Origin of the sequence: Ideonella flava, assembly GCF_051857595.1 — a bacterium.
GTDB lineage: Bacteria > Pseudomonadota > Gammaproteobacteria > Burkholderiales > Burkholderiaceae_C > Ideonella.
The window spans coordinates 214,217-236,533 of the sequence record NZ_JBPZHD010000012.1 but is presented as its reverse complement, the minus strand read 5'-3'; the positions used below and the strand labels follow the sequence as shown (position 1 = coordinate 236,533).

General features: G+C 68.3%; 18 protein-coding genes and 2 pseudogenes. 15 read left to right on the top strand and 5 right to left on the bottom strand.

All coding sequences use genetic code 11. The features are described from left to right. Window positions 1-50: 50 nt before the first annotated feature. The 8 genes and pseudogenes from ACS5PM_RS25480 (at window position 51) to ACS5PM_RS25445 (ending at window position 9,604) form a co-directional block, all read left to right on the top strand. On the top strand, window positions 51-1,019 hold the full coding sequence (locus tag ACS5PM_RS25480; RefSeq protein ID WP_439390602.1) for a Bug family tripartite tricarboxylate transporter substrate binding protein: 969 nt from the start codon (window positions 51-53) through the stop codon (window positions 1,017-1,019). 21 nt (window positions 1,020-1,040) lie between these two features. Beyond that, window positions 1,041-2,042, top strand: coding sequence for an SMP-30/gluconolactonase/LRE family protein (locus ACS5PM_RS25475; RefSeq protein ID WP_439390601.1), 1,002 nt, complete (start codon window positions 1,041-1,043; stop codon window positions 2,040-2,042). Then, window positions 2,039-3,706 (top strand): acetolactate synthase large subunit, encoded by a 1,668-nt coding sequence (locus tag ACS5PM_RS25470; protein ID WP_439390600.1) that lies wholly within the window; start codon window positions 2,039-2,041, stop codon window positions 3,704-3,706. The genes ACS5PM_RS25475 and ACS5PM_RS25470 overlap by 4 nt, the downstream gene beginning before the upstream one ends. Beyond that, window positions 3,703-4,832: pseudogene (locus ACS5PM_RS25465) on the top strand (zinc-dependent alcohol dehydrogenase family protein). The gene ACS5PM_RS25470 and the pseudogene ACS5PM_RS25465 overlap by 4 nt, the downstream one beginning before the upstream one ends. After that, the gene (locus ACS5PM_RS25460; protein WP_439390599.1) at window positions 4,829-5,656 is read left to right on the top strand and encodes a poly(R)-hydroxyalkanoic acid synthase subunit PhaE; all 828 of its coding nucleotides are present in this window, start codon (window positions 4,829-4,831) and stop codon (window positions 5,654-5,656) included. The pseudogene ACS5PM_RS25465 and the gene ACS5PM_RS25460 overlap by 4 nt, the downstream one beginning before the upstream one ends. Before the next feature lie 11 nt (window positions 5,657-5,667). Further along, the gene (phaC, locus tag ACS5PM_RS25455) at window positions 5,668-6,771 is read left to right on the top strand and encodes a class III poly(R)-hydroxyalkanoic acid synthase subunit PhaC (protein WP_439390598.1); all 1,104 of its coding nucleotides are present in this window, start codon (window positions 5,668-5,670) and stop codon (window positions 6,769-6,771) included. Window positions 6,772-6,773: 2 nt separating this feature from the next. Further along, entirely contained in the window at window positions 6,774-7,652 is an 879-nt protein-coding gene (locus ACS5PM_RS25450; protein ID WP_439390597.1) for an alpha/beta fold hydrolase, read from the top strand. Then, a complete protein-coding gene (locus ACS5PM_RS25445; protein WP_439390661.1) occupies window positions 7,652-9,604 on the top strand; it encodes an acyl CoA:acetate/3-ketoacid CoA transferase in 1,953 nt (650 codons plus the stop codon). The genes ACS5PM_RS25450 and ACS5PM_RS25445 overlap by 1 nt, the downstream gene beginning before the upstream one ends. Before the next feature lie 319 nt (window positions 9,605-9,923). Here the strand turns inward: ACS5PM_RS25445 and ACS5PM_RS25440 are convergent, their stop codons facing one another. Next, a complete protein-coding gene (locus ACS5PM_RS25440; protein ID WP_439390596.1) occupies window positions 9,924-10,643 on the bottom strand; it encodes a CPBP family intramembrane glutamic endopeptidase in 720 nt (239 codons plus the stop codon). A 253-nt stretch (window positions 10,644-10,896) separates the two neighbouring features. Between ACS5PM_RS25440 and ACS5PM_RS25435 the strand changes: the two genes are divergently transcribed. From ACS5PM_RS25435 to ACS5PM_RS25425, 3 genes and pseudogenes are all read left to right on the top strand, one after another. Further along, window positions 10,897-12,081 carry a choice-of-anchor tandem repeat GloVer-containing protein gene (locus ACS5PM_RS25435; protein WP_439390595.1) on the top strand — a complete coding sequence of 395 codons (1,185 nt, stop codon included), beginning with the start codon at window positions 10,897-10,899 and terminating at the stop codon, window positions 12,079-12,081. Window positions 12,082-12,299: 218 nt separating this feature from the next. Continuing rightward, a pseudogene (locus ACS5PM_RS25430) lies at window positions 12,300-12,469 on the top strand (integrase); the annotation flags it as partial. 224 nt (window positions 12,470-12,693) lie between these two features. Continuing rightward, window positions 12,694-13,677: a hypothetical protein gene (locus ACS5PM_RS25425; protein ID WP_439390594.1), complete on the top strand. Its 984-nt coding sequence runs from the start codon at window positions 12,694-12,696 to the stop codon at window positions 13,675-13,677. Between the two features lie 211 nt (window positions 13,678-13,888). Here ACS5PM_RS25425 and ACS5PM_RS25420 read toward each other — a convergent pair whose 3' ends face one another. Next, window positions 13,889-14,071 carry a hypothetical protein gene (locus ACS5PM_RS25420; protein ID WP_439390593.1) on the bottom strand — a complete coding sequence of 61 codons (183 nt, stop codon included), beginning with the start codon at window positions 14,069-14,071 and terminating at the stop codon, window positions 13,889-13,891. A gap of 400 nt (window positions 14,072-14,471) precedes the next feature. Further along, window positions 14,472-15,446: a LysR family transcriptional regulator gene (locus tag ACS5PM_RS25415; protein WP_439390592.1), complete on the bottom strand. Its 975-nt coding sequence runs from the start codon at window positions 15,444-15,446 to the stop codon at window positions 14,472-14,474. Between the two features lie 70 nt (window positions 15,447-15,516). Here ACS5PM_RS25415 and ACS5PM_RS25410 point away from each other — a divergent pair, with 70 nt between their 5' ends. After that, on the top strand, window positions 15,517-16,485 hold the full coding sequence (locus ACS5PM_RS25410; RefSeq protein ID WP_439390591.1) for an agmatinase: 969 nt from the start codon (window positions 15,517-15,519) through the stop codon (window positions 16,483-16,485). On the opposite strand, the gene ACS5PM_RS25405 is transcribed toward ACS5PM_RS25410, so the two are convergent. After that, window positions 16,463-17,164 (bottom strand): type 1 glutamine amidotransferase domain-containing protein, encoded by a 702-nt coding sequence (locus tag ACS5PM_RS25405; protein ID WP_439390589.1) that lies wholly within the window; start codon window positions 17,162-17,164, stop codon window positions 16,463-16,465. The genes ACS5PM_RS25410 and ACS5PM_RS25405 overlap by 23 nt on opposite strands. Before the next feature lie 80 nt (window positions 17,165-17,244). Then, on the bottom strand, window positions 17,245-18,261 hold the full coding sequence (locus ACS5PM_RS25400) for a LacI family DNA-binding transcriptional regulator (RefSeq protein WP_439390588.1): 1,017 nt from the start codon (window positions 18,259-18,261) through the stop codon (window positions 17,245-17,247). 184 nt (window positions 18,262-18,445) lie between these two features. On the opposite strand from ACS5PM_RS25400, the gene ACS5PM_RS25395 reads away from it, so the two are divergent. The 3 genes from ACS5PM_RS25395 to garD all read left to right on the top strand — a co-directional run bounded on the left by ACS5PM_RS25395 (window position 18,446) and on the right by garD (window position 22,310). Next, window positions 18,446-19,591, top strand: a complete 1,146-nt coding sequence (locus tag ACS5PM_RS25395; protein ID WP_439390587.1) for an L-talarate/galactarate dehydratase — start codon at window positions 18,446-18,448, stop codon at window positions 19,589-19,591. Between the two features lie 47 nt (window positions 19,592-19,638). Then, a complete protein-coding gene (locus ACS5PM_RS25390; protein WP_439390586.1) occupies window positions 19,639-20,601 on the top strand; it encodes a Bug family tripartite tricarboxylate transporter substrate binding protein in 963 nt (320 codons plus the stop codon). Between the two features lie 119 nt (window positions 20,602-20,720). Further along, window positions 20,721-22,310: a galactarate dehydratase gene (gene garD, locus ACS5PM_RS25385; protein WP_439390585.1), complete on the top strand. Its 1,590-nt coding sequence runs from the start codon at window positions 20,721-20,723 to the stop codon at window positions 22,308-22,310. Window positions 22,311-22,317: the final 7 nt, after the last annotated feature.

Below are 22,317 nucleotides of genomic sequence, written 5' to 3'. Positions count from 1 at the left end.
TGCCATCGCGCGTTGAATTTCTCGAAACGCATCACAACGGAGACAGCGAGTTGAAAACATTCTTCGTCAAGCTGGCCCTCGCGGCCGCGACCTTGGCCTGCAGTGCGCTCGCGTACGCGCAGGCCTGGCCTGCCAAACCGGTCAAGATCGTCGTGCCCTACCCGCCGGGTGGGGCCGTGGATGTCGTCACGCGCAAGATCGCGGCCAAGCTCCAGGAACAGACCGGCCAGACCTTCTTCGTCGAGAACAAGGCCGGGGCCACCGGCACCATCGGCCTGGCGTCCGTTGCGCAGGCGCCGGCCGATGGCTACACGCTCGCCGCCAACGACACCACGCACGCGCTGCTGCCGCACATCTTCAAGAAGCTGCCCTTCGACTATGAGAAGGACCTGCTGCCGGTCAGCGGCTTCGTCTTTGCCCCGATGGCCGTAGTGGTCAAGGCGGACTCGAAATACAAGACGCTGGCCGACCTGATCGGCGCCGCCAAGACCGAGGCGAACAAGGTCACCTATGGCACGGGTGGCGCGGGGACGACGCCGCACTTCGTGAGCGAGGCCCTCGGCATCGCCGCCGGCGTCAACTTCATGCACATCCCGTTCAAGGGCGCCGGCGAGGCAATGCTCGGCATGCTGTCGGGCACGATCGACTTCCAGGTTGCGTCGACGCCGGGCGTCATGGGCAACGTCAAGGGTGGCAAGGCAAGACTGCTCGCCGTCAGCGGCAACAAGCGCGTGTCGGCGCTGCCCGATGTCCCGACCTTCTCGGAGGCGGGTCTCAAGAACTTCGGCCTCATCAACTTCACCGGCTTGTGGGCACCCAAGGGTACGCCGCAGGCGGTGCTCGATCGCCTGCAAAAGGAGATCGCTGTGGCGATGAACACCGCCGACATGAAGGCATTCGCCGAGGGCATCGCGTCCGAGCCGGGTTATTGGGACGCTGCCTTGTTCTCCAAGGAGCTGGCGGAACGCACCGCGTATTGGGGCAAGGTCGCTGCGAACACCGCGTTCGAGCGGCAGTAGCGCGTCACGGCGGGCCTGGCCATGATGCTCCTCACACCCCCCGACGTGCGTGGGACCGAAGTGTTCACGCGCATGCCCGACCACTTTCGCCGCACCGGCATACGCTCGGACTGGGCGGACGCCAACCGCGGCGGACAGCCCACCGACTCCTTCCTCGAGGGTCCGGTGTTCGACGCGGCGGGAAACCTGTTCGTCACGGACATTCCCTTCGGCCGCATCTTCCGCATCGATCCCAAGGGTGAATGGGAGCAGATAGCCGAGTGGGCCGGCGAGCCCAACGGCATGAAGTTCCTGAACGACCGCGAACTGCTGGTCACCGACTACCGAAACGGCCTCATGGCCTGCGACATCGCGAGCGGCGTGGTTCGCCCTTACCTCGAGCGGCGCAACAGCGAGCGATTCAAGGGCGTCAACGACCTCACGTTCGACAGCCGCGGCAACCTGTACTTCACCGACCAGGGACAGACCGGCCTTCACGACCCCACCGGTCGCCTGTATCGGCTACGCCCGGATGGCCAACTCGACATGTTGCTCGGCAATGTGCCGAGCCCGAACGGCGTCGCGCTTTCACCGGACGAGCGCGTTCTCTACCTGGGTGTGACGCGAGGCAACCAGGTCTGGCGCGTTCCGCTCCTGGACGATGGAAGCGTTGCCAAAGTCAGCGCCTTCTTCACCTCGCATGGTCCCAGCGGTCCCGACGGGCTGGCGGTCGATTGCACCGGCCGCGTGATCGTCGCCAACCCCGGCCTCGGCGTGGCCTGGGTGCTGAATCACCTGGCCGAACCCGAGGTCGTGTTGCGCAGCTGCTCGGGGGCGTCGCTGACCAACGTGGCCTTCGGTGGCGCCGACCGCAGGACGCTGTACTGCACGGAGTCCGTCAGCGGCTCCGTGCTGCGGGCAACCCTGGAGGAGCCCGGAATGCCGATTCACCGCGCCGCCCGTAGTCGAGAGGCCAGCCGCAGCGCCGTCCATGGCGCACCCGCACCGGCCCAGAGCCCTTCCATTGACGGAGACAACCCATGAAAGCTTCCGACCTGTTCGTGAAGGCCCTCGAAAACGAGGGAGTCGACCGAATCTTCGCCGTGCCCGGCGAGGAGAACCTCGATCTCGTCGAATCGTTGCGCACCTCGAGCATCGAACTCGTCCTTGTGAGGCACGAGCAGTCGGCAGCCTTCATGGCGGCGACACACGGCCGGCTCACCGGCCGCCCCGGCGTATGCATGGCCACGCTCGGCCCGGGCGCGCTCAATCTCGTGACCGGCGCGGCCTACGGCCACCTGGGCGCGATGCCGATGGTCCTGATCACCGGCCAGAAGGCCATCATGAGCGCACGCCAGGCGCGCTTCCAGATCGTCGACATCGTGGCCACGATGAAGCCGCTGACCAAGGCCTCGCGCCAGATCGTCAGCGCGACCAGCATTCCTACCGTCGTCCGCGATGCGTTCCGGCTCGCGTCCGAAGAGCGGCCCGGCCCCGTTCATCTCGAACTTCCCGAGGACATCGCCGGCGAGCAACTGGACTCCGACGTGCCAATCATTCGCGTGCACCCGGTCGAGATTCCCGTCGCGCATCCCGACGCGCTCGACCGCGCCGCTCAACTGCTCATGCGCGCCGAGCGGCCGCTGGTGATGTTCGGTGCGGCCTGCAACCGCCCGCGCCTGGCCGGACAGCTGACGGAGTTCGTCCGCCGCGTCGGCATCCCCTTCTTCAACACGCAGATGGGCAAGGGAACGGTGGCCGGCGTCGGCACCGCCGAAGGCGGCACTGAGTTGTGGATGGGCACGGCAGCCCTGACCGAGCGCGACTACGTGCACGAGGCGATCGACCAAGCGGACGTCATTCTCTCGATCGGCCACGACACGATCGAGAAGCCGCCGTTCATCATGGGCCCGAAGGGACCGAAGGTCATTCACGTCAGCTACTCGCCGGCCAACGTGGAGCAGGTCTACTTCCCGGATGCCGAAGTCATCGGCGACGTGGGGCCGAGTCTGGCACTGCTGGCCGACCGCGTCGAGGGCAAGCTGCCGAATGCCGCGGCCCTGGTGCCACTGCGAGCCGGCATCATCGAGCGCACGCTTGCCCGCTCGGACGAGTCACGCTTTCCGCTGACGCCGCAGCGCATCGTGAGCGACGTGCGCAAGGTGATGCCCGCCGATGGCATCGTGGCGCTCGACAACGGCATGTACAAGATCTGGTTCGCGCGCTGCTATCGCACGCGCAACGCGAACGCGCTGCTGCTCGACAACGCGCTGGCGACAATGGGTGCCGGGCTGCCGTCGGCCATGATGGCCGCCATGCTGAACCCCGGCAAGCGCGTGCTGTCGGTGTGCGGCGACGGCGGGTTCATGATGAACTCGCAGGAGCTGGAAACGGCGGTGCGGCTCAAGCTCGACCTCGTCGTGCTGATCATCCAGGACGATGCCTACGGGATGATTCGATGGAAGCAGGCCATCGACAACTTCGCCGACTGGGGCCTCGCGTTCGGCAACCCCGACTTCGTCAAGTACGCCGAAGCCTATGGCGCCAGGGGCCGTCGCGTCGAGTCGGCCGACTCGCTGGCCGAGACGCTCGAAGCCGCATTTGAAGAGGGTGGCGTCCAGCTCGTCATCGTGCCGGTGGACTACAGCGAGAACAGCCGAGTCCTGGTCGACGAGCTGCGCAACCGCGTGCGCGAGGTGGCGGTATGAAGACCCGTGCCGCGGTGCTGCGCCAGATCGGCCTGCCGCATCCCTACCGCGAATCGAAGCCGCTGGTCATCGAGGAGGTGGACCTCGCCCCGCCGGGGCGCGACGAGGTGCTGGTGCGCATTCGTGCCGCCGGCCTCTGCCACTCCGATCTGTCGGTGATCAACGGCGACCGGCCGCGGCCGATGCCGATGGCGCTCGGCCACGAGGCCGCGGGCGAAGTCATGGAGTGGGGTGAAGGCGTCACCGACCTCGCCGTCGGCGACCATGTGGGCTCGTCTTCGTGCCGAGCTGCGGCCACTGCATGCCTTGCAGCGAAGGCCGGCCGGCGCTGTGCGAGCCCGGCGCGGCAGCCAACGGCGCCGGCACGCTGCTGTCGGGCGCACGCCGCTTGAGCCAGCCGGACGGCGCGCCGATTCATCATCACCTCGGCTGCTCGGCGTTCGCCGAGCACGCCGTCGTCTCGCGGCGCTCGCTCGTCAAGCTCGACCCCGCGCTGCCATTCGACGAGGCGGCGCTGTTCGGCTGCGCCGTCCTCACCGGCGTGGGCGCCGTGGTGAACACCGCGCAACTGCGCGCCGGCCAGAGCGTGGCCGTCATCGGCCTGGGCGGCGTCGGCTTGGCGGCCGTGCTCGGCGCGGTGGCCGCCGGCGCGCGAGAGATCGTCGCGATCGACCTTGCGGCTGACAAGCGCGAGGCGGCGCTCGCGATGGGCGCGACGCTGGCGTTCGACGGCGCTGACCCGGAGTGCGTCGACAAGGTCAAGGCCGCCACGCAGGGCGGGCTCGATCACGTGTTCGAATTCGCCGGCTCGGTGCGCGCCTTCGAGACCGCGTACCGCATCACGCGCCGCGGCGGCACCACCGTCACCGCCGGCCTGCCGCCGCCGAGCGCCACCTTCGCGCTGCCGGTGGTGAACCTGGTGGCCGAGGAGCGCACCATCAAGGGCAGCTACATCGGCACCTGCGTGCCCACGCGCGACCTGCCGCGCTACGTTTCGCTCTACCGCGGCGGGCGCATGCCGGTCGATCGCCTGATGAGCGGGCGCCTCACGCTCGACGAGATCAACGAAGGCTTCGACCGCCTGCACGAGGGCAAGGCCATTCGACAAGTGGTGGTGTTTCCATGAAAGAGATCGCCAAGAACTGGGGCGACCAGTGGGTCGCAGCCCAGCAAGCCATGTGGAAGGCGTTCGTTCCCCAGGCGCCGGCGCAGACGGGCAGCGGGAGGCCTGCGCCCGGGGCCAACGCGATGGAGGAGCAGTTCAACGAGCTGCGCGACATCTGGCAGACGTCGTCCGCCAAGTGGAGCGATTTCGCGAAGAACGCTGCGCAGGGCGAGGTGCCAAGCCCCGACAAGCTGCGCGAGATGTTCACCCCCTCATCGTGGACCGGCCCGGGCTCCGGCGTGCTTGACGCCGGACTCCAGAGGATGCTCGAAGGTCCCCGATATGCGACGCTGTGGGACTTGGACCGCAAGCTGCTCGAGCTGCAGCAACTGACCCTCGCGCGCGACAAGGACGTCGGCGCATACCAGGCGGTGGTGCAGAAGGCCTGGAACCTGGCCTTCGTGCGCTTCACGAAGGCGGTCGCAGCGGAGCCGTCCGGTCCATTGGCCTGGCGCACACTCACCGACAAGTGGCTCGCCGTGGCGAACGACACGCTGATCGAGGTGCATCGCTCGGACGAGTTTGTCGAAGCCCAGCGCCGCATGCTGAGATCAGCCTCCGACCGCCACCTGCAGGAGCGCAAGATCGCCGAGGCCTGGTGCGAAGCGGCGCACGTGCCGACGCGCACCGAGGTCGACGAGCTGCAGCGTCTTGTGGTCGAGCTGCGACGCGACGTGCGACGACTGCGCCGCGCCGCGTCGCCCATGCCGAGCATCGAGCCTGCCCCGGCCAGGCCAGCGCGCAAGACCGCGAGCCGACCCCGCTCAGCCGCCAGGAAGGCGTGAAGGACATCTCGATGACCAAGACCCACAAGTCTCCGGCCGCACAAGCCTTCGCCGAGATGGACGACCTCAACCACAAGCTCGCGCGCGGCCAGCAGATGCTGCATCGCCTGAAGGACGAGCAGGTGCAGATCGCCACCGCTGACAAGGAAGTGGTGTTCCGCGAGGACAAGACCACGCTCTATCGCTACAAGAGCACCGCGAAGAAGACCATCGGCGTGCCGGTGCTCGTGGCCTACGGCCAGATCGGCCGCTACACGATGACCGACCTGCAGGAAGACCGCTCGATGCTACGCAACCTGCTCGCGCTGGGCGTTGACGTCTACGCGGTCGACTGGGGCAGCCCGACGCGCGGCGACCGCTGGCTCACGTTCGAGGACTATGTCGACGTCTACCTCGCCGACTGCATCGAGCACATCTGCCGCACGCACGACATTCCAGCGCTCAACCTGCTCGGTATCTGCGAAGGCGGCGTGTTCTCGCTGTGCTACGCGGCGCTGTATCCGGAGCGCGTGAAAAATCTCATCCTCACCATCACGCCGGTCGACTTCCATCAGGACCAGGCCGAGGGCCGCTTGAACCACGGCTTCATCAACCTGTGGACGAGGAGTCTCGGCGACGAGGACATCGAGCGCCTGATCGAGGCCAACGGCAACCTGCCCGGCGAACTGATGAGCCATGTGTTCTCGCAGATGACGCCCGGCGCGACGCTGAGCAAGTACAACGTTGGCCTGCTCGACACATTCGACGATGAGAAGAAGCTGCTCAACTTCCTGCGCATGGAGAAGTGGCTTGCCGACCGGCCGCACCACCCAGGCGAGGCGGCGAAGCAGTTGCTGATCAACCTGTACAAGAACAATGAGCTGGTGCGCGGCGAGTTCAAGCTCGACGGTCGTACGGTCGACCTCGCTCGCATCAGCGCGCCGGTGCTCAACGTCTACGCGAAGGACGACCACATCATTCCGCCGAAGACGACGCAGGCGCTGCGCGGCGTGGTCGGCACTTCCGACTACACCGAGATCGGGCTGGACGGCGGGCACGTGGGCGTGTTCGTCAGTGGCAAGTCGCAGGGCGTGCTGGGCAAGGGCATCGTCGACTGGCTGCGCCAGCGGGACTAGCTGTGAAGCCGCGCCTGCGCGACGTGTCCGTGATCGGGCGCGGAGGCTTTCGCCGCCTGGCCTACGTGGAGTGGGGCTCGCCGAAGGCCGAGCGCACCGTGGTGTGCGTGCACGGAGTGACGCGCAACGGGCGCGACTTCGATGCCCTGGCAGGCGACCTCGCCGAGCACGGCATGCGCGTCGTCGCACCCGACCTGCCGGGCCGGGGGCGCAGCGACTGGCTCGAGTCGCCGCTGCACTACACCGACCGCTGCTACACGCACGCCATGTCGACTTTGATCGCGCGCCTGGACGTCGAGCATGTCGACTGGGTTGGCACCTCGCTCGGGGGCCACATCGGCATGCTGATGGCTGCCGAGCAGCGCTCGCCGCTGCGCCGGCTGGTGCTCAACGACTTCGGCGCCCGCGTTGCCGCCGGCGCACTGCGCCGCATCGGCGGCTACCTGCGCCAGGACTGGCGCTTCGACACGCCGCAGGCCGCCGAGGCGCACCTGCGCGAGGCGCTCGCGCCGTTCGGCGCCCTGAGCGACAGGCAGTGGCGCCACCTCGCCGAGCACAGCACCGCGGCCGGCGACGACGGCCGCCTGCGCTTTCGCCACGACCCTGCCATCGGGCTGCGCTTCGCGGTGCCGATCATGATCGACGTCGTGCTGTGGTCGCTGTGGGAGACGGTGAGCTGCCCGGTGCTGGTGTTGCGCGGCGAGGCGTCAGACCTGCTGACGCGAGCCACCGTCGACGAGATGCAGCGCCGCGGCACCGCGGCGCGCGCCGGCCTCGTGCAGGCGATCGAGTTCGCCGGCTGCGGCCATGCACCGGCATTGATGGAAGACGGCCAGATAGCCGTCGTGCGCAAATTCCTGCTCGAAGGTAACTCGCCATGATGCGCGACAAGATCACCACCGCCGACGAGGCCATCGCGCTGATCCGCGACCGTGACGTAGTCAGCTGCTCGGGCTTCGTTGGCATTGGCACGCCCGAGGCGCTGATCGCCGCGCTCGAGCGACGCTTCGTGCAGACCGCGACGCCGCGCGACCTCGGCCTGGTGTTCGCCGCCGCGCCCGGCGACGGCCAGGAGCGCGGCCTCAACCGGCTGGCGCACGAGGGGTTGATCAAGCGTGCGGTCGGCGGGCACTGGGCCCTGGTGCCGAAGCTCGCGGCGCTGGCCACCGCCAACCGCATCGAGGCCTACAACTTGCCGCTTGGCATCATCTCCAACCTGTATCGCGACGCCGCCGCGCATCGCGCCGGCACACTCAGCAAGGTGGGGCTCGGCACCTTCGTCGACCCGTGCCACGGCGGTGGTCGCATCAACGACGCGACCACCGAGCCGCTGGTGCGGCTGATGCAGATCGACGGCGAGGAGTGGCTGTTCTACAAGGCGCCGTTGATCAACGTGGCGCTGATCCGTGGCACCACTGCTGACCCGGCAGGCAACGTCACGATGGAACGCGAGGCACTGTTGCTCGACGCCCAGGCGGCCGCCATGGCGGCGCGCAATGCCAATGGCCTGGTGATCGTGCAGGTGGAGCGTATCGCCGCCGCGGGCTCGCTCGACCCGCGCCAGGTCGTCGTGCCTGGCGTGCTGGTCGACTGCGTCGTGCTCGCGCCGCCCGAGGCGCACCAGCAGACCTACGCCACCGCATACAACGCCGCCTTCTCGGGGGAGGTGAGAGTGCCGGTCGACCGCCTCGCGCCGGCATCGCTCGACGAGCGCAAGCTGATCGCGCGACGCTGCGCGTTCGAGCTGCCGCTCGGGGGCGTGATCAACCTGGGAATCGGCGTGCCCGAGGTGGTGGCCGCGGTCGCCGCCGAGGAGCGCGTTCTCGACCACCTGACGCTGACCGCCGAACCCGGCGTCATCGGCGGCATGCCGCAAGGCGGGCTCGACTTCGGCGCCGCCGTCAACACGCAGGCGCTGCTGCACCAGAACCAGCAGTTCGACTTCTACGACGGTGGCGGGCTCGACCTCGCGTGCCTGGGCATGGCCGAAGTCGATCGCCTCGGCAACGTCAACGTCAGCCGCTTCGGCAGCCGCCTCGCCGGCGCCGGCGGCTTCATCAACATCAGCCAGAACGCGCGCAGACTGGTCTTTGCCGGCACCATGACCGCCGGCGGACTGGAGATGGCGATCGACGCCGACGGCCGCGTCCGCATCACGGCCGAGGGGCGGCAGCGCAAGTTCGTGCCGGCGGTGCAGCAGGTGACATTCAGCGGCGAGCAGGCGGCGCGCCGGGGTCAGCCGGTGCTGTACGTGACCGAGCGCTGCGTCTTCGCGCTCGAGCCTGGCGGCCTCACGCTCACCGAGGTGGCACCCGGCATTGACGTCGAGCGCGACATCCTGGCCCAGATGGACTTCGTGCCTCGCATCGGCGAGCTGAAAACGATGGACGCGCGCATCGCGCGGCCCAGGCCGATGCAGTTGCTGGCTGCGCTGCTCGACCTGCAGATGGCCGACCGGCTGAGCTACGACGCGGAGCGCAAGACGCTGTTCGCCAACTTCGAAGGGCTGTCGATCCGCAGCGCGGAGGACGTAAACAGCGTGCGCCGCGTCTTCGAGGCGCTGTGCCAGCGCATCGGCGAGAGGGTGGCGCTGGTCGTCAACTACGACGGCTTCAAGCTCGACGAGGCGCAGGCCGACGCCTACTTCGAGATGGTGAGCGAGCTGCAGGCCCGCTACTACAGCACTGCGGTGCGCTACACCACGAGCGCGTTCATGCGTGCCAAGCTCGGCGCCGAGCTGTCGGCGCGGCGCGCGGCCGCGCACGTGTTCGAGACGCACAGCGAAGCGGCCGACTTCGCGGCGCGTCACAGCGCCTTTCGGTTGGACGCTTGAAACACCGAGAGTCTGCTGTGCTGGGCGCCGAACAGCCGCTATGGGTCGAGTCCACCCGGTCGCGACCGACTGCTTCCTGGCCGCCCGTCTTCAACAACTGCTCTGCGGCGGCGATCTCCGCGAGCTGTCAGTCGTGTGCCGACCCAAACCGGAAACAGGTGGCCCTCACCCCCATGCTCGAATGCGGACCTTTGGGCCGCTGCGCTTCAACGGTGGGGCCTCGGTGACCACGGCCACTCCAATGGCGAAACGCGCACTTCCGGGAAGTCCTGATGCATCAGCTGAATGAACGTGGCGCGGGTTCATGAAGAAACGTCCCTCACTCCTCGCGTAGTCGACCGTAGAAGATGTTCATGTTGGCGTTGGCGGAGCCATGGAACAGCATCGCCGGTAAGACGCTGTGCCTCGAGTGATTGAAGATCCACGTCACCAAGACGGACATGCCGACTGCCCCGACGGACGCGATGGCAATCAAGAGGATCGCCTTGGCCACGGAGCCCGTCGCGGCCCAGGCGCCGAAGAACCAGATGGGGTAGTGCCAGACCGTCGACAACAACCCGACGATGAGCGAAGCACTTAGCCAGCTCCGCCCCTCCTGCACGCGCGGCAGCATGAATCCCCGCCACCCAAGCTCCTCACCCACGCTGAACAGACCGCCGAAGATACTGATCTGTACCCAGCGAGAGAGCCACACCGTCCACGGGGTCAGATCCAGATCCATGCCATCTACGGCCGACCAGGTGCCGATGCCCAGCCACTGGGGAATGGTCGGGATGACGAGCGCGACGAGATACCAGACCAACGGCACTCGCCAAGCAAATACTCGGCGCGACAACGCGACAACGCCCGGCGTGCGCCGATTGACGAAGGTCGCGATCAGCGCCGCGAGCATTGGCCCGAAGGCGAAAAACAGTCCCACTTGGCCGTAAGCATCGCGCGCCGATTTGTATGGCGGCCCACCTCCCCGCGCCTCGGCTGCTGGTCGAAGAGCCGAAGAGCCGAAGAGCGGGAGTTGAGCGCGCCTGAACCGCAGCGTCATGAGCACCCGCTACTGGCCGCGACCCGCCCACCGCGAACGGCTCGACCCTGCCCGGCGGGAGGCCGCGGCCTGCATTCCGAGGCCGAAAGCTGACGCTTGAAACGTGGCTGTTGCCTGCCCCCTATACGCCTGCATTGACGCGCTGGCCAGCGGCTGCTCAGAATGCTGCCGCCGTCGGCGCGTGCGTGCCGCCCCGCGGCTGCGCCGAGCACGCGTTTGGGGCGATGACGTGAGATTCAGCTTGGCGTCGAGCATGGGGGCGTGGCTGGCCACGTGGGCGGTGGCTGCTGCGCTGGCGGCTCCCCTCACAACCGCGAGCGCCGCGGAAGATGATTTCACCTACAGCGTTGTCCACCACTTCAGCAAGAAGGCGGACGGCAAGAACTTCCCGAGAGCGCTTTATAGCGGCGTGATGCTCGCGAGCGACGGTTCGCTGTATGGCTTGTCCACCTATGGTGGTCATCATGACCTGGGCGCCGCCTTCCGCATCTCGCCGCAGACGGGTGAAACCGCCGTGCTGCATGCCTTCGGCAAGACGGGCAAGGATGGCCGGTACCCGTCGGACCGGTTGATCGAACTGGAAGACGGGCACTTCATCGGCGTCGCCCCCGGCGGAGGGGAGTTCGACTGTGGAATGGTCTACCGCATGCACCCCGAGGGCCACATTCGGCCGCTGCACGACTTCTCGTGCGGAAAAGACGGTGGCCAATACCCTGGGGCGCCACCCATCCTGGCCGCCGACGGCTGGCGCTATGGCGTCACAGGCGGCGGCGGCGCGCGCGATGCCGGAACCGTCTACCGCCTGGGCTCGAATGGTGAGTTCGAGCTCTTGTACTCGTTTGACGGGCGCTACCGCGGCGATGGCGAGTCGCCCATCGGGCCCCTGGTCCTGGCGCCGGACGGATGGTTCTACGGTGTAACCGCCGAAGGAGGTTCGAACGGACGGGGCGTGTTGTTCCGCATCGCGTCCGATGGCCGCTACGAGCGGCTGCACGACTTCAACAACGGCCAGGGTGGCTCTAAGCCAGGCAGGCCGCTGATGCTTGCGAGCGACGGGCGCATGTATGGGTCCACTCGCTACGGCGGCGACCACGGCTGGGGCACGATCTTCCGCGTCAGGCCGGACGGACGCCCCGAGGCACTGCATGCGATCGACTCAGACAAGGACGGCCTGCGCGTCACCGGAGCGCTCACCGAAGGGCCCGACGGCTACCTCTACTTCATGCTCGCTTGGGGAGCGGGAACCGAAGCCAACCGGCAAGCCCCCCTGATGCGGCTCAACCGCGAGACCGGCGCCACGGAGATCGTCGGCCGGCTTTCGCCCGACCGAATCGGCACCGAGGTGTACGGCACGCTGGCGGCCGCGCCGGACGGCAGTCTGTACGGCACCACGCTGCTGCCCGACGGCGGCGTTGTTTTCCGCTTTGCGCCGAAGTGACTGTCGCATGGCCGGCCACAACGGCGCCGCCCGCGGCAGGCTTCGTCCATGCCGTCTTGTTCGCCCGCGACGGGTCATTGGCGAATGCCCCCTCATGGCCGGGTCTGTGAGTCCGGCCGGCTACCCGAAACCTGACTTGCGCGGCGGGCCGATCCTGCATGGCCCTCAACTCGATGGGAGACCATCATGGCTACCGCAGGCAACGCCACTCATCGCCGGCCGCCAGGGAGGCCGTTCAAGCGTGGATCAAGCTTGCCGGGCTGAAGCCGGAAGACTTCCTGTTTCCCAGCCGGCTCCACGCGGGCACTGCAAGCTTGAGTCGACCGTGAGGTACCTCGGCATCGAGGTCGATGATGCCGTCGAGCTCTCTGAGCAGACGGAAATCTGAAGTCGGCGACGGCGGCCGCGCCGGGTTGTGTCGACGCAGGCCGTCTTCAATGTCGGCTGTGTGGGGCCGCGCCGAAGTGGAAGTCCCGGCCACAAGCAGACGTCGAATCGCGCTTCCGAGAGCAGTCATCGACAGCGCTGGCGGATTGCGTTTCTCGGGAGTGCGTCGGGCTGTTCGCTCGCATAGAGTCTGCCCGGAGACTCATTGAAACCCAGGAGGCTCCCATGTCGAGGATGAAGCTGGTTGCTCGCGGCCTGGCGATGGCCGCGCTTGCGTTTGCCGCACAGATGGCAAACGCACAGACCATGTACCGGGTGGTGCGGCTGGCGTTGGTGGGAAGTACCCCGCTCGCAATCGATTCGAAGGGTAAGGTATTGCTATGGAGCTCCAATGGCTCGTACTACGTCTGTGACACGACCGCCTGCCGACTTCTCCCCCGGGTGCGCGATCGCACAACGCATTGGAACGACTTCAACGACCAAGGCATGCTGACTGGCGACGCCTCGAAGCCCACCGGAGGCACATGGGTCATCCGTAAGGATCCTCAGAAGGGAGGCGGGGCGCATTTTCTTACGCCCGGCGTTAGCGCGGCCATCGCAGCGGATGGAGCTGTGGTCGGGAGGACACTTGACTACGACGCCTTTCTCTACACGGACCACCGTATTGGATTGAGTGGGCTCGCCGGCCCGTTTCCGGAGCCAACGGATATCAATGCCGACCACGTGATCGTCGGAAGAAGCAGGGGCTTCGACAACTTGGACCATGCCACGATGTGGGTCGGTGGGGACCCGCCGGTTGATCTCGGGATGGCCCCTGGGCACAGCGGGTCATGGGCCTACAAGATCAACGACGCCGGCATAGCTGTCGGTTACTCCAACGACCCACGGTACGGTCGGCAGCCGGCGCGCTTCGCGGGCGGTGGCGTGCAGGTCCTCCTGCTGCCAGACGTCGACGACCACGGCATGGCGACGGGCATCAATTTCGCCGGCACGATCGTCGGCCAGTTCTACAACGGCAGCGAATACAGAGCGGGCGTCGTAGAAGGCAACCGCATGGTCGACCTGAATACCCGGCTGCGCCCGGAGGACGCTCTTCTCTACAACCTCTCATCGGCCGACGCGATCAATGACGCTGGGCAGATTGCAGCAACGCACGTCGATCCGCAAACGCACTTCCCGAGGGTTGTGCGTCTTGAGCCGATCAACTGAACGGTCTGCCGGGGCCCAACTGGCGGACTAGAGCCGCACTGCCCGGAAAGTTTGCGACGGCGCGGCCTTGACGGTCTCCGTCCCCGCTTGCAGCTGGAGCTGAACGCCATCGAGCCACGCGTGGACTTTGGGAAATTGCTTGCGGAGCGGATCGCTTCGTCAAGAATCCAAGACCTCCATCTGGACAGAGGAAGCGTCGCTCCGCCCGGCCTCAGTCGGCGAACGGGTCCGTCGTAGGGCCGGTTGCCGCGACTTGCGCTTGAGCGGCCCACTGCCCCGATCCGGTCAATTGGCAGACGATCCCGTCCATGACGGCGAGCCCTTGCCATTCCTCGTTGTTTCCTACCTTGGCGCGGAGGTCGTCGAGGCCTGATTGGTGATCCCGTTGATCCATGACTTAGCTCCTTACCCGCGTAGTGCCTGCCGGCTGATGCCGTCGTGCCATCGCAGAAAGCGGTCGATCGGAAGGCCCGCGACTTGCGGCGCCTGCGTTCACCACTATCGGCGCCAAACTGCCGATGCTTGAGGAGGACCCGCGAATAGCAAGTCTCGAATGACGGCTTCCGCGAAGAGCAGATGTCTGCTTTGGGTCGACACCGCAAGTTCGAGCTGAAGAGATTCGGTCGCCGGCATAAGCAGAACCGCCTTGCGGGTTCTACGTCGGCTGTACCTCCTGCAGCGGGTGCTCAGGCCAGCGTGTCTCCCCGGCCGAACGTCAGCAAGGTGCCAGGCACCGTGCATACAACCGGCGGGGGCCACAGACGGCAACCGCTGCAGACCCGACAGCCGCCCCACTACCTGCCGATCAACACCAACTCCCGCATCAACACCCGCAGCGTCGCATCCGCATTCCCCCGCCGGCTGCTGAGCACGATGTCCTGGGTGTAGCTGAACAGCGTCGGATTCACGCTGCGCAGCTTCGAAAGCGGCGCCGTCGCGGCCACCAGGTGGTCGGGCAGGAAGGCGGCGAAGCGGCCGGTCGAGGCGAGCAGGGCGGCGCCTTCGATGCTGTCGGCGCGGGTGTGGCCGCCGCGCAGGGCCGCGGCGCGCAGGGGTGGCGGCAGGTCGATCGAGAAGGGGTCGACGACGCAGGCGATGTGCTCCAACTCGGCGAGCGTGAGTTCGTCGTCGGGGCGATGGAACCAGGGGTGGCCGGGGGCGACGTACAGGCCGCTGGCTTCGGCGAAGAGGCGCTGGTGCTGAAGGCCCGCCGGCGGTGCGTGGGCGGCGAGGATGCCGGCGTCCAGCTCGCCTGCGAGGAGGCGGCGCTCGATCTCGATCGGCCGCAGCGTGACGAGTTGCAGCGAAAGGCCCGGCACGCCATCGACGCAGGCCGCCAGCGCTCGGGGCAGGCCGCCGTCTTCGATCGCGCTGCTGGCCGTGAGCAACGCATCGACGATGCCGAGCCGCAGGGTGGCGCCGCCCCGCTGCGCCAGCTCCGCCACGTCGTCGCGAAAGGCCTGCAGCGAGGCCAGCAGTTGCAGCGCAGCCTGGTGGAAGTGCTCGCCCGCGGGCGTGAGTGCGAAGCCGCCGCGGCCGCGTTGCGCGAGGCGCGTGCCCACTCGGGCCTCCAGCTCCTTGAACTGGCGGCTGACGGTGGACAGGTCCGACTGCAACTCCACCGTGGCCGGCGAGAACCCGCCGGCGGCCACTACCACGCAGAACACGCGCAGCTGGCGCAGCTCCGCGTCGCTGACGGCCGCGAGATGGCGCGCGGCGTCGCCGGCAAACAGGGCGCGGGAGTCAAGTGAACTGGCGCGTTGGGTCATTCCGGCGCGGGCGTGGCGAGGGTAGTGTGCGGGCCATGTTGCCAGAGCGCGCCCCCCGCGGCACGAGCCCATGACCGACTTCGCCTACCTCGCCACCTCCACCTTCCTCAAGGCCACGCCGCCGGCGCTGCGCGGTGCCGATGCCGCTCCCCGGCCGTTCGGGCTGGCCGGCCTGGCCTGGGATGGTTCGACGACCAACCGCTCCGGCGCACGCATGGGCCCGCGTGCCATCCGCGAGGCGAGCCACATGCTGTGCGACGGCATCCATCCGCTGTTCGACACCAGCCCGGCCCAGGCGCTGGACGATCTCGGCGACCTGGCGCTGCCCAATACCAGCCTCGAGGGCATGCGTGCCGCCTTCGCGGCGCAATTGCCAGCGCTGCTGGCCTCGCGCCACATGGTCTGGCTGGGCGGCGACCATTCGGTGACGCTGCCCATCCTGCGCGCCCAGCGCGAACGTTGGGGCCGGCCGCTGGCGGTGATCCACTTCGACGCGCACTGCGACACCTGGCAGGACCATTTCGGCGAGCCGAGCGGCCACGGCACCTGGGTCTACGAGGCGATGCAGGAGGGGCTGGTGGTCAACGAGTGCTTCACCCAGCTCGGCATCCGCTCCCCCGGCGAGCGCGCCGCACGCGAGTACGTGCGCGACCAGGGAGGCCTGATCTTCACCGCCCGGGAGCTGCGCGGGCGGGAAGGCAGCGCCCAGCTCGCCGAGGTGGCCGGCGCCATCCGCGAGCGGCTGGCCGCGCACGGCCGGCCTCCGGTCTATCTCAGCCTGGACATCGACTGCCTGGACCCGGCCTTCGCCCCCGGCACCGGCACGCCCGAGCCGGGCGGCATGACGACCAACCAGGTGCTCACGCTGCTGGAGGACCTGGCCGACCTCGATCTCGTCGGCATGGACTGCGTGGAGGTGGCACCGCCCTACGACCATGCGGACCTGACGTCCTACGCCGCGGCCACCTTCGTGTGGACCTATCTCGCCGGGCGGATGGCCGCGCCGGCGAAGCAGCTCAGCCCTGCAGCGCCTCGATGACCAGCTCGGCCACGCGGCGGGAGGAGCGCGGGTTCTGCCCGGTGACGAGCTGACCGTCGCGCACCGCGTGAGGCTGCCAGTCCGGCCCGCCCTCGAACTGCGCGCCCAGGCTGCGCAGCCGTGATTCGAGCAGGAAGGGCACCACCTCGGCCAGGCCGGCGGCCCGCTCCTCGGAGTCGGTGAAGCTGTTCACGCGTCTCCCGGCGACCAGCGGCTGGCCGTCCGTTCGTAGCGCGGTGACCAGGCCCGCCGCGCCATGGCAGACGGACGCGATCACCTTGCCTTGGGCAGCCGCCTCTTCGACGACGCGTCGCACGCCTTCGCTCTTGGGCAGGTCCCACATGGTGCCGTGGCCGCCTGGGAAGAAGACCGCGTCGAAGTCGGCCATCGACAGCTCGTCGACGCGATGGGTGTGGGTGATGCCGCGCTGCAGGGCCTCGTCCTGCAGCATGCGGTCCACCGCCGGCTCGTTGTCGCCCGGGGGCTTCATGCTGCCGGGGTCGATGGGCACCGGCCCTCCCGCGGTGGACGCCAGCGTCACCTCGGCGCCGGCATCGGTGAGGGTGTAGAAGGGCTCGGCCAGCTCTTCGGCCCACAGGCCGGTGGGCCGGTCGGTCGGGTGCATCCGGTCGTTCGAGGTGAGCACCATCAGGATGCGCTTGGGGTGTCGGGTGGTCATGGCTTGGCTCCTGTCCTGCGCCGGCGCGGGCCGGCCTCGTCCAGGGGCGGCAAGTGAGGGGCCTGCCTGGCGTGCTGCATTCAGCCCATCGCCAGCGCGGTGCCCGTCGACTCGCGCTCGACGATGCGAAACCCCACGTCGATGATGTGCTCGTCCACCGGCTGGCCCTGGCAGCGGGCCAGGATGAGGCGCGCCGCTTCACGGCCTATGCCGGCGCCGTCGATGTGGACGGTGGTGAGGCTGGGCAGCAGCTGGGCAGCGAAGTCGGCATCGCCGAAGCCGACGACCGCCAGCTCGCGCGGCACGTCGATGTTGCGGGCCCTGGCTTCGGTGAGCACGCCCTGCGCCAGGGCATCGGAGCTGCAGAACACCGCGCGGATCCGCGGATCGCGCTCCAGCAGCTCGCGCAGCGCGCCCCGGCCCGAGGCCATGTTGCTCGGCGCCTTGACGTAGGCCGTCGGCACCTCGTGCCCCAGGGTGGCCAGGAAGCCCTCGCGGCGGGCGAGCGCCCGCTGGTCGTCGGCCGTGGCCACGGCCACGTGGCGCCAGCCCTTGGCGAGGAAGAACCCGGCCACCGCGCCCCCGACCTTCAGGTGCGAGAAGCCGACCAGCATGTCCAGCGGCCGGTCGCTCAGGTCCCAGGTCTCGACGACCGGCACGCCCAGCTGCCGCAGCCGATCGGAGGCGGGGCTGGGCTGCAGGAGGCCGGCCACCACGATGCCATCGACGCGCCGCCCGACCATGGTGTCGAGCAGGGCCGCCTCTCGCGCGTGGTCGTAGCCGGTCTGGCCCAGGATGAGCTGGTAGCCGGCGGCATCCAGGGCTTCGGTCAGTTGCTGCACCGTCGGCAGGAATTGGGGCACCGCCACCACCGGCAGCAGCGCGCCTATCGCCATGCTGCGCCTGGATTTCAGGCCGCCGGCGAGCAGGTTGGGGATGTAGCCGGTGGCCAGCACGGCCTGCTGCACCTTCTCCAGGGTGGCCTTGGACACCAGCTCCGGCGTCTTCAGCGCCCGCGAGGCCGTCATCAGCGACACGCCCGCGGCCTCGGCCACGTCGTGCAGCGTCACGGACTTGGAGCGGGTCGGCAGACTCATCGGCGATCAGGCGGGGCAGGCAAGGTCCGGCATTGTCGACCCCGCCGCAGGGCTGATTGACGACCTGTGGCTGCTAACGTTATCATTTTCACCGAACGATTGTTCATCAGCGAGTTCTCTCTCTTTGAAGCGCCACCTCAGCGCTTTCTTTTTGGTCTTCACTGTTAACGTTAACATCTCATTGATGATCGCTGCAACCCTGGCTTCCGACACGATCCGCTGGCTGCGCGTGTCCACCTGCACGCTGCCCCTGGCCACGCCGATCAGCGACGCCAAGGTGCTCACCGGCCGGCAGAAGCCGATGACCGAGATCGCGCTGCTCTTCGTCGAGGTGCAGACGAAGGACGGCCGCGAGGGCCTGGGCTTCAGCTACGCCAAGCGCGCCGGCGGCCCGGGGCAGTTCGCACACGCCAAGGAGATCGCGCCGGCGCTGCTGGGCGAGGATCCGAGCGACATCGCCCGCCTGTGGAACAAGCTCTGCTGGGCCGGCGCCTCGGTGGGCCGCAGCGGCCTGGCGACCCAGGCGCTGGGCGCCTTCGACGTGGCGCTGTGGGATCTGAAGGCCCGCCGCGCCGGCCTGCCCCTGGCCAAGCTGCTGGGTGCCTGGCGCGATTCGGTGGCCTGCTACAACACCTCCGGCGGCTTCCTGCACACGCCGCTGGAGCAGCTGCTCGTCAACGCCGCTGCCTCTATCGAGCGCGGCATCGGCGGCATCAAGCTCAAGGTCGGCCAGCCGGACCGGACGCTGGACTTGAAGCGCGTCGAGGCCGTGCGCAAGCACCTGGGCGATGACGCGCCGCTGATGGTCGACGCCAACCAGCAATGGGACAGGCCCACCGCCCAGCGCATGTGCCGCACCTTCGAGGACTTCAACCTCGTCTGGATCGAGGAGCCGCTGGACGCCTACGACCACGAGGGCCACGCCGCCTTGGCCGCGCGCTTCGACACGCCCATCGCCACCGGCGAGATGTTGACCAGCGTGGCCGAGCACGGCGACCTCATCCGCCACCGTGCGGCCGACTACCTGATGCCCGATGCGCCGCGCGTCGGCGGCGTCACGCCCTTCCTGAAGATCGCCTCGCAGGCCGAGGCCGCGGGCCTGATGCTGGCGCCGCACTTCGCGATGGAGCTGCACGTGCACCTGGCCGCCGCCTATCCCACCGAGACCTGGGTCGAGCACTTCGACTGGCTGGAGCCGCTGTTCAACGAACGGCTCGAACTCCAGGCCGGCCGAATGCTGGTGCCCAAACGGCCCGGGCTGGGCTTGAGCCTGAGCGGGCAGGCCCGCGCCTGGACCCGCGAGCAGGCCGAGTTCGGCGAGCGGGCCTGAAGACGACCCTTCCTCGCGCACCCCACACATCAGACAGGAGACAAGACATGCGCCAACTCATCGCCACCTTCGCCCTCGGCCTGGCCGCGGCCAGCGGCGCCTTTGCGCAGGCCTGGCCCGCCAAGCCGGTGACGCTGCTGGTGCCGTTCCCGCCCGGCGGTTCCACCGACATGATTGCCCGCACCGTGGGCGCGAAGCTGCAGGAAAAGCTCGGCACCACCTTCGTCGTCGACAACAAGGGCGGCGCGGGCGGCACGCTCGGCGCGGCGCAGGTCAAGCGCTCGCCGGCCGACGGCTACACCATCCTGGTCTCTTCGCTGGGCCCCTTCGTGATCGGCCCGCACCTGATCAAGAACACCGGCTACGACCCGCTCACCGACTTCGACTACATCACCGTCGCGGTGCAGGCGCCCAACGTGCTCACCGTGCCGGCCAGCTCGCCGCACAAGACCTTTGCCGACCTGCTGAAGTTCATCAAGGCCAACCCGGAGAAGATGACCTTCGCCTCGGCCGGCAACGGCACGTCCGATCACCTGACGGCGGAGCTGTTCTGGCAGGAGACCGGCACCAAGGCGGTCCACGTTCCCTACAAGGGTGGCGCGCCGGCGATGTCCGATCTGCTCGGCGGCCAGGTCGACGCGACCTTCATGAACATCAACACCGGCCTGCCCAACATCAAGGCCGGCAAGCTGCGCCCGCTGGCGATCACCAGCGCCAAGCGCTCGCCGCTGCTGCCCGACGTGCCCACCATGGACGAGCTGGGCTTCAAGGGCGTCACCGTTTACTCGTGGCAGGCCTTCGCCGCGCCCAAGGGCCTGCCCGCCGACATCAAGGCCAAGCTGCACGAAGGCATCGTCGCCGCGCTGAACGACCCGGCCGTCAAGCCCAAGTTGCTGGAGCTGGGCTTCGAGATCGTGGGCAACACGCCGGAGCAGTTCACCACCTTCCAGGCAACGGAATTCGCGAGGTGGAAGAAGGTGATCGAAACCGGAAAGATCACTGCCGATTGACCCCCACGCCCCCTTCCGGGGGCTGCCCCCCGAGGGGGCTCGCGCAGCGGACCGGCAGAGCCGGATCCGCGCACGCCCTGGAATGCTGCGGCCGCTGGCGCAGCGCACGAAATGCCGAAATGCCAACTGGACCGTTGACCATTCGAATGCACGAGCGCGACAACGTCGCGATCGTGGCCAATGACGGCGGCCTGCCGGCCGGCACCGTCTTCCCCGACGGGCTGACCTTGGTGGAGCGCGTGCCGCAAGGCCACAAGGTGGCGCTGGTCGACATCGGCGAAGGCGAGGCGGTGCGGCGCTACGACGTCGTCATCGGCCGTGCGCTGCGGGCCATCCCACGGGGCAGCTGGGTGCATGAGCGCCTGTTGGAGATGCCCGAGGCCCGCTCGCTGGAGGGCCTGCCGGTGGCCACCGTCCCGCCGCCCGTCCTGCCGCCGCTGGAGGGCTACACCTTCGAGGGCTACCGCAATGCCGATGGCTCGGTGGGCTCGCGCAACATCCTGGCCATCACGACCACGGTGCAGTGCGTGGCCGGCGTGGTCGGCTTCGCGGTGCAGCGCATCAAGCAGGAGCTGCTGCCGCGCTTTCCGAATGTCGACGACGTGGTCTCGCTGGAGCACACCTACGGCTGCGGCGTGGCGATCGATGCGCCCGACGCGATCGTGCCCATCCGCACGCTGCGCAACATCACGCTCAACCCCAACTTCGGCAACGAGGTGATGGTGGTGAGCCTCGGCTGCGAGAAGCTGCAGCCCGAGCGTCTGCTGCCGCCGGGCAGCCTGGCGATCGTCGACGAGCGCAACGTGGCGGACGTGGGCGCGACCGAGGAGGCCACGTTCGACGTGGTCTGCCTGCAGGACGAGGCTCACGTCGGCTTCATGTCGATGATCGACTCCATCATGGCCACCGCCGAGGAGCACCTGGAGCGGCTGAACGCCCGCCGGCGCGAGACGGTGCCGGCCAGTGCGCTGGTGGTGGGCGTGCAGTGCGGCGGCAGCGATGCCTTCAGCGGTGTCACCGCCAACCCGGCGGTGGGCTTTTGCAGCGACCTGCTGGTGCGCGCCGGCGCCACGGTGATGTTCTCGGAAGTGACCGAGGTGCGCGACGGCATCGCCCAGCTCACCTCGCGCGCCACCACGCCGGAGGTGGCCGAGGCCATGATCCGCGAGATGGCCTGGTACGACGCCTACCTCGGCCGGGGCCGCGTCGACCGCAGTGCCAACACCACGCCCGGCAACAAGAAGGGCGGGCTCTCGAACATCGTCGAGAAGGCCATGGGCTCCATCGTCAAGAGCGGCAGCGCGCCCATCAGCGGCGTGCTCTCGCCCGGCGAGAAGCTGCGCGACCGCGGCATCGAGCGCGGACTGGTCTACGCGGCCACGCCCGCCAGCGACTTCATCTGCGGCACGCTGCAGGTGGCCGCCGGCGTCAACCTGCACGTCTTCACCACCGGCCGCGGCACGCCCTACGGCCTGGCCGAGGTACCGGTGATCAAGGTGGCCACGCGCAGCGACCTGGCCCGGCGCTGGCACGACCTGATGGACATCAACGCCGGCCGCATCGCTGATGGCGAGGCCTCGATCGAGGAGGTCGGCTGGGAGCTGTTCCGCTTCATGCTCGAGGTGGCCAGCGGCCGCAAGAAGACCTGGGCCGAACACTGGAAGCTGCACAACGCGCTGGTGCTGTTCAACCCTGCACCGGTGACCTGATCCATTC

Coding starts and splice junctions, on each gene's coding strand:
- ACS5PM_RS25445 (WP_439390661.1), top strand. CDS start 7,652: ATGCGCGACAAGATCACCACCGCCGACGAGGCCATCGCGCTGATCCGC.
- phaC (WP_439390598.1), top strand. CDS start 5,668: ATGACCAAGACCCACAAGTCTCCGGCCGCACAAGCCTTCGCCGAGATG.
- ACS5PM_RS25425 (WP_439390594.1), top strand. CDS start 12,694: ATGTCGAGGATGAAGCTGGTTGCTCGCGGCCTGGCGATGGCCGCGCTT.
- ACS5PM_RS25475 (WP_439390601.1), top strand. CDS start 1,041: ATGATGCTCCTCACACCCCCCGACGTGCGTGGGACCGAAGTGTTCACG.
- ACS5PM_RS25395 (WP_439390587.1), top strand. CDS start 18,446: ATGATCGCTGCAACCCTGGCTTCCGACACGATCCGCTGGCTGCGCGTG.
- ACS5PM_RS25420 (WP_439390593.1), bottom strand. CDS start 14,071: ATGGATCAACGGGATCACCAATCAGGCCTCGACGACCTCCGCGCCAAG.
- ACS5PM_RS25410 (WP_439390591.1), top strand. CDS start 15,517: ATGACCGACTTCGCCTACCTCGCCACCTCCACCTTCCTCAAGGCCACG.
- ACS5PM_RS25390 (WP_439390586.1), top strand. CDS start 19,639: ATGCGCCAACTCATCGCCACCTTCGCCCTCGGCCTGGCCGCGGCCAGC.
- ACS5PM_RS25400 (WP_439390588.1), bottom strand. CDS start 18,261: ATGAGTCTGCCGACCCGCTCCAAGTCCGTGACGCTGCACGACGTGGCC.
- ACS5PM_RS25440 (WP_439390596.1), bottom strand. CDS start 10,643: ATGACGCTGCGGTTCAGGCGCGCTCAACTCCCGCTCTTCGGCTCTTCG.
- ACS5PM_RS25470 (WP_439390600.1), top strand. CDS start 2,039: ATGAAAGCTTCCGACCTGTTCGTGAAGGCCCTCGAAAACGAGGGAGTC.
- ACS5PM_RS25460 (WP_439390599.1), top strand. CDS start 4,829: ATGAAAGAGATCGCCAAGAACTGGGGCGACCAGTGGGTCGCAGCCCAG.
- ACS5PM_RS25435 (WP_439390595.1), top strand. CDS start 10,897: ATGGGGGCGTGGCTGGCCACGTGGGCGGTGGCTGCTGCGCTGGCGGCT.
- ACS5PM_RS25405 (WP_439390589.1), bottom strand. CDS start 17,164: ATGACCACCCGACACCCCAAGCGCATCCTGATGGTGCTCACCTCGAAC.
- ACS5PM_RS25415 (WP_439390592.1), bottom strand. CDS start 15,446: ATGACCCAACGCGCCAGTTCACTTGACTCCCGCGCCCTGTTTGCCGGC.
- garD (WP_439390585.1), top strand. CDS start 20,721: ATGCCAACTGGACCGTTGACCATTCGAATGCACGAGCGCGACAACGTC.